We start from the raw sequence: 5,349 nt of genomic DNA, 5'->3' as shown, positions 1-5,349 counted from the left end.
GGGCAGGGCTTGCAACCCAGTTTTCTTGGTCATAGATTGTGTTCATGGGATCCGCATACCGTTGTTGGCTGAGCTTGATTTGTCTGGTGTTGGTGGGATGCTGCTGGGGATCCCCGGCGTTGGCTGCCCATTCGTTGCCCTCCACAGTGGCAGAGGCGGCTCAGGTGTCGCCCCAGCTCGCTCGCGATGGGGGTATAGAGCACCTTTCCCTGACCGTAGCGCGGCAGCGGCTGGAAGCCATTGCCGAGGCCATGCGCTCAATTCGCCTGTGCAACCGGCCCAACTGCCGTTACCGAGATATCGCTGTGGAGGTGTCGGTTCACGATGGTGGTGCAGAGCCCTTCTACGAGGGCAGCATCGACGCCATGATCGACCGTCCTTCCGGCAGCTTGGATAGAGCCCACTACCGGCTGCAGTTTCGCCAGGGGCGCTGGCAGTTGCTGGGGGGCGAAGAGGTGTCCGATGTCTCTTCCTTTTTCTTTGAAGGGGATACCTACGAGGTGTTCAGCGCCTACGGCACCCGCAGTCACAAAGCCAAGTTGGCAGATGCCGGCAGTAACCTGCGCGTGGGCTATCGGGAGCTGTATTACCGCGTTTTCGACCGGGGCCAAGAGCGTTTGCACTAGCGGTGCGGAGCATGATGAGAGGCCGGCAACACACCCTAGCCAGCTCTATTTCTCTGGAAGGCGTTGGCCTGCACACCGGCCTGCCAATTGGCTGCAGTCTGCATCCAGCTCCTGCCGGCAGCGGTCGGGTGTTTGTGCGGGTGGATCAACCGGGATCCCCTGAGATCCCGGCTCGGTTGGGATCCCTGGCCCCTGCCCATCTCTGCACCCTGTTGCAGCAGGGATCCCCCTCTGTTCAAGTGCAGACGGTGGAACACCTGCTGGCCGCCCTTTACATCCTGGGCATTGACAACTGCCGCATCGAGGTGGAGGGGCCGGAGCTGCCGATTCTGGATGGCTCTGCCCTGCCCTTTGTGGAGGCCATTGCCCAGGCCGGGATCCAGGCCCAAGATCAGCCAGCCCTGCTGGGGGTGATCCAAGAACCGGTCACTGTCTGGGCGGGGGAAGCCTTTGTCAGCGCCCTCCCCCATCCTACAGCCCGCTTTACCTATGGCATCGATTTTGCCGATTGCCCGATTGGAGAACAGTGGCTGAGCTGGAGGGAGAACAGGCCGGATTTTGTCCAGTCCATTGCGCCGGCCCGCACCTTCGCCCGCCAGCAGGATGTGGAGCTGGCCCGGGAACGGGGGCTAATCCAGGGGGGCAGCCTGGAAAATGCCATTGTCTGTAGCCAAACCGAGTGGTTGGGGCCATTGCGCTACCCAGATGAGCCGGTGCGCCATAAGCTGATAGATTTACTAGGAGATCTCAGCCTCCTGGGCTGCCGACTGCAGGGGCACATTGTGGCCTACAAGGCGGGCCATGCCCTGCACCACCGTTTGGCCGAGCAGTTGCTCAAGAGTGGATCCCTGCTGATCCATGAAGAGTGAGGGGGAGCAAGGGATCCGGTTGCGCAGCAACAACCCTGCCATCCTCAGGTGCGACAGCGGTGCCGAGCACTTTTCTTCAGGGGGATCCGCTCTATTGGAATCTCTTGATCTCTTCTCCGTAGATCCCTGGGTGCTCTTTTGGCTGAGTTCTGGCCTGCCGTCCTCCCCGTCCGGGATTTGGTTTTGTCCTCTGCCTCTGTGGGTTCACCATGGCCTCTGATGTCTCCCCTCCTCCCCTCCTCTCGGCTGAAGCAGCCGCTCAATTGGCAACCGCTCCCCCCGTCTTCACAACGGAGCAGATTTTGGAGATCTTGCCCCATCGCTATCCTTTCTTGCTGGTGGATCGGGTTGTGGAGTATCAACCGGGGCAACGGGCGGTGGGCCTGAAAAACGTCACCTTCAACGAGCCTTTTTTTCAAGGGCATTTCCCCAACCGACCCATCATGCCCGGCGTCCTAATCGTCGAGGCCATGGCCCAGATAGGGGGGATCGTGTTGACCAAGTTGCCGGACGTGGCCGGGCGTTTGGCCCTGTTTGCCGGGATCGATGGCGTTCGCTTTCGCCGCCCGGTACTGCCGGGGGATCAGCTGCTGCTCTCTGCCGACTTGCTCACCATTCGCCAGAGGCGCATTGGCAAGATGTTCTGCCGCGCTCAGGTGGGAGGGCAACTGGTAACCGAGGGGGAGCTGATGTTCTCCCTGGTGGATTGATGGGCCAACAGCGGCCATCCAGGAGGCGCTCCGGTGTGGGTGTTCTCGCAATTGAGATAAAGTGTTGGGATAGAAAGATGGCTCAGGGGCTGCTTGCGCCTTTCTGTCGGGATACGGTAAACATGTTGTCGCGACAGTGGGGCGTAGCTCTAAGGCTCATCTCCCCTGGAGTCAAGTCTTGGTGATCCTTCGCGGGGTTGGGAGCGTAACCACAGTTGCTGGCTAGGTCGGAAATGAGTTCGTTCGCTTCAGCGGGATCCACTCCCAACGCCTCTGCAAGTGCGCCGCACCGCTCACGGGAGCGGATTCATCCCACCGCGGTGATCCATCCGAAAGCTGAGCTACACGAGACGGTGCAGGTTGGCCCGTATGCGGTGATCGGCGAGCATGTTCGTATCGCTGCCCATACGGTGGTGGGGGCCCATGTGGTGATCGATGGCTGGACGGAAATCGGCGAGGGCAACCACATTTTTCCGGGAGCAGTTGTGGGCACCGAGCCTCAGGATCTGAAGTACAGCGGCGCCCCCTCTCAAGTGGTAATCGGCAGAGGCAATCGCATCCGCGAGTTCGTCACCATCAACCGGGCTACCAATGAAGGGGAAGCCACCCTGATTGGAGATTACAACCTGCTGATGGCCTACACCCATGTCGCCCACAACTGCGTCATCGAAAATCAGGTGGTGATTACCAATGCTGTTTCCTTGGCCGGCCATATCCACATCGAGTCTCAAGCCCGCATCGGCGGCATGGTCGGGATCCACCAGTTCACCCGCATCGGGCGCTTGGCCATGGTGGGGGCGATGAGCCGGGTTGACCGCGACGTTCCCCCCTACATGTTGGTGGAAGGACATCCGGCTCGCATCCGCGGTCTGAACTTGGTGGGGCTGCGGCGAGCCCAAGGGATGGAGGGATCCCTGCCCTTGCTGCGGCAGGTCTACCGATTTTTGTACCGCTCAGGGTTGCCTTTGGAAAAAGCGCTGCAAACGCTGCGCAGCAGCCTGTGTGTCGTTTGTAACAGCGGTGCGGAGGGAGAGCGCCATGTCCTTTCCCTACAGGGGAAAGAGTGGGTGGACGAGACGGGATCCCTGCAACATCTGCTGCAATTTTTGGAAGACTCCCTCTCCCAGCCCCAACGACGTGGCCCTCTGCCGGCCCTGCGCGGGAGGGGGGAAGATCCGCCGGTGCAGAGCACTTCAGAGCTGGATGACTAAAGATTGGGGTCGGGAGCGTAGCTCTGGTGAGCCACCTGTTCATCTGCACGGGCGAGGTCTCAGGGGATCTGCAGGCCGGCCATCTGATTGAAGAATTGCTGCGCCAGCGCCCTCAACTGCGCATCACAGCGGTCGGGGGAGAGCGCATGGCTGCTGCCGGGGCCCGTTTATTGCACCGCACTACCGAGATCAGCTCCGTTGGCATTTTAGAGGCTCTTCCCTTTATCGGCCCCGCCCTCTGGACGGAATGGAAGATTCGCCGCTTTTTGGCCCAAGACCCGCCAGATGTGGCTGTGCTGGTGGACTACATCGGCGTCAACAGCCGCATTGCCCGTCTGCTGCAACGGCGGCAGATCCCTGCTGTCTATTACATTGCCCCCCAAGAGTGGGTGTGGTCGCAGGACGCCCGCCTCACCTACCAACTGGCCCAGCAGATGCGGCTGATGTTGGCAATTTTCCCTGAGGAAGCCCGCTACTACGCGGCGGCAGGAGCCCATGTCCAGTATGTGGGCCATCCCCTGTTGGATATTTTGGCCGCTGTGCCCAGCCGTGCTGCAGCCAGAGCCCAGTTGGGGATCCCTGCCGAAGCCACGGTGGTGGTGGTGGTGCCGGCTTCGCGTCGGCAAGAGCTGCGCTCGGTTCTGCCTGTCTTGCTCAAGGCGGCTCAGTTGTTGCAAGCTCACCTGCCTCAGGCACAGTTTTGGGTGCCCCTGGCCTCGCCCCGTTTTGCTGCCCCGATTGCGCGGGCTGCCCGCCGCCTTGGGCTCAACCTCACCCTTTTGGATCCCCAAGCTCTGTCCTTCTTCTCCCCCCACAAAGCTCATCACCTCGCCTTGGCAGCGGCTGATTTGGTGTTGGCCAAGTCGGGCACGGTGAACTTGGAGACGGCTATCTTGGGGATCCCCCAGGTGGTGATCTATCGCCTCAACCCCCTCACCTTCTGGATCGCCCGCCATTGGCTGAGGGTGTCGGTGCCCTTCATGTCTCCGCCCAACCTGGTGCAGATGCGCCCCATTGTCCCGGAGTTGCTGCAGGAGCAGGCCCAGCCGGAGAAGATCGCCCAACTGGCGCTGGAGTTGCTAACTCGGCCCGAACGCAAAGCCCAACTGCAAGCCGACTACGCCGCGATGCGGGCAGCCCTAGGAGAACCCGGCGTTCTGGCTCGCGCTGCCAAGGCCATCCTAGAGGTGTTGGATGGCGAAGCTGGATCGAAGCAGGATCCCTTCCGCCGCTAACTCCGGTGACCCAGCACCTGGGGCACGGCCCGTCCTCCCGCCAAGGCCGCTGTCGAATCCTCCTCTTCCAGATACTCAGCATCTGGAACTGCAGCAGTTGGAGATGCTCAAGGGACTCCGTCCCGCTAACGCGAACGGTTCACAGCAGCCCTGCTGGTTGGAGCTGAAAGAGTGGTTGCCCCAGATCGCAGAGCCCTTTGCTCAGGAGGCCCATAGTCACCATCAGCGCTTCAGCCTTGGGATCCCTCCAGGACTGCCTGCCATTTTTACCCTGCCGGGAGTGCTAAAGTCGGTGCTGGCGGAATTGCTGAAAAATGCATGTAAATTCACCCCTGCTGGGCACCTGATCAGCCTTCAGGCCACCTGCCATTCCGACCACCTGGACATCCAAGTCCTCAACACCGGCGTAACCATTCCCCTGGAAGAGCAAAAGCAGGTATTTGAGAAGTTCTATCGGGTGCCCAGCGCGGATCCCTGGCGGCAAGGGGGGACAGGGTTGGGGTTGGCCCTTGTGCAGCAGCGGGTAAGCCTGTTGCAAGGAAGCATTCACCTCAACAGCGAGGCCAATCGCACCTGTTTTACTTTGCGGCTGCCTCAGGTTCTCCCTGCCTTTGGCCAAGGCAAGCCAGCTCAGCCTAGGGTGTAGGCGTCGGGGTGGCCGGCTTTGGAGAGCATGACTCTAGTCAATAATAAGCTCA

The 5,349-nt window shown here is 60.9% G+C and carries 7 protein-coding genes; all 7 read left to right on the top strand.

Annotated elements, in window-relative coordinates:
• Positions 1-164: 164 nt before the first annotated feature.
• The 7 genes from NW856_RS13840 to NW856_RS13810 all read left to right on the top strand — a co-directional run bounded on the left by NW856_RS13840 (position 165) and on the right by NW856_RS13810 (position 5,297).
• Positions 165-626 (top strand): hypothetical protein, encoded by a 462-nt coding sequence (locus NW856_RS13840; protein WP_414400712.1) that lies wholly within the window; start codon positions 165-167, stop codon positions 624-626.
• A gap of 14 nt (positions 627-640) precedes the next feature.
• Positions 641-1,495, top strand: coding sequence for a UDP-3-O-acyl-N-acetylglucosamine deacetylase (lpxC, locus tag NW856_RS13835; RefSeq protein WP_414400716.1), 855 nt, complete (start codon positions 641-643; stop codon positions 1,493-1,495).
• Positions 1,485-1,715: a hypothetical protein gene (locus NW856_RS13830; protein ID WP_414400711.1), complete on the top strand. Its 231-nt coding sequence runs from the start codon at positions 1,485-1,487 to the stop codon at positions 1,713-1,715. The genes lpxC and NW856_RS13830 overlap by 11 nt, the downstream gene beginning before the upstream one ends.
• The gene (gene fabZ / locus NW856_RS13825; protein ID WP_414382324.1) at positions 1,705-2,205 is read left to right on the top strand and encodes a 3-hydroxyacyl-ACP dehydratase FabZ; all 501 of its coding nucleotides are present in this window, start codon (positions 1,705-1,707) and stop codon (positions 2,203-2,205) included. The genes NW856_RS13830 and fabZ overlap by 11 nt, the downstream gene beginning before the upstream one ends.
• 233 nt (positions 2,206-2,438) lie before the next feature.
• Positions 2,439-3,416 (top strand): acyl-ACP--UDP-N-acetylglucosamine O-acyltransferase, encoded by a 978-nt coding sequence (lpxA, locus tag NW856_RS13820; RefSeq protein WP_414400710.1) that lies wholly within the window; start codon positions 2,439-2,441, stop codon positions 3,414-3,416.
• Positions 3,417-3,442: 26 nt separating this feature from the next.
• Positions 3,443-4,651 (top strand): lipid-A-disaccharide synthase, encoded by a 1,209-nt coding sequence (lpxB, locus tag NW856_RS13815; protein WP_414400709.1) that lies wholly within the window; start codon positions 3,443-3,445, stop codon positions 4,649-4,651.
• A 103-nt stretch (positions 4,652-4,754) separates the two neighbouring features.
• Positions 4,755-5,297: a sensor histidine kinase gene (locus NW856_RS13810; RefSeq protein ID WP_414400708.1), complete on the top strand. Its 543-nt coding sequence runs from the start codon at positions 4,755-4,757 to the stop codon at positions 5,295-5,297.
• Positions 5,298-5,349: the final 52 nt, after the last annotated feature.

Source organism: Synechococcus sp. R3-13, assembly GCF_047462195.1.
GTDB lineage: Bacteria > Cyanobacteriota > Cyanobacteriia > Thermostichales > Thermostichaceae > Thermostichus.
Note: the sequence above shows the minus strand (reverse complement) of the source record. Positions and strands in the feature narration are given on the sequence as shown.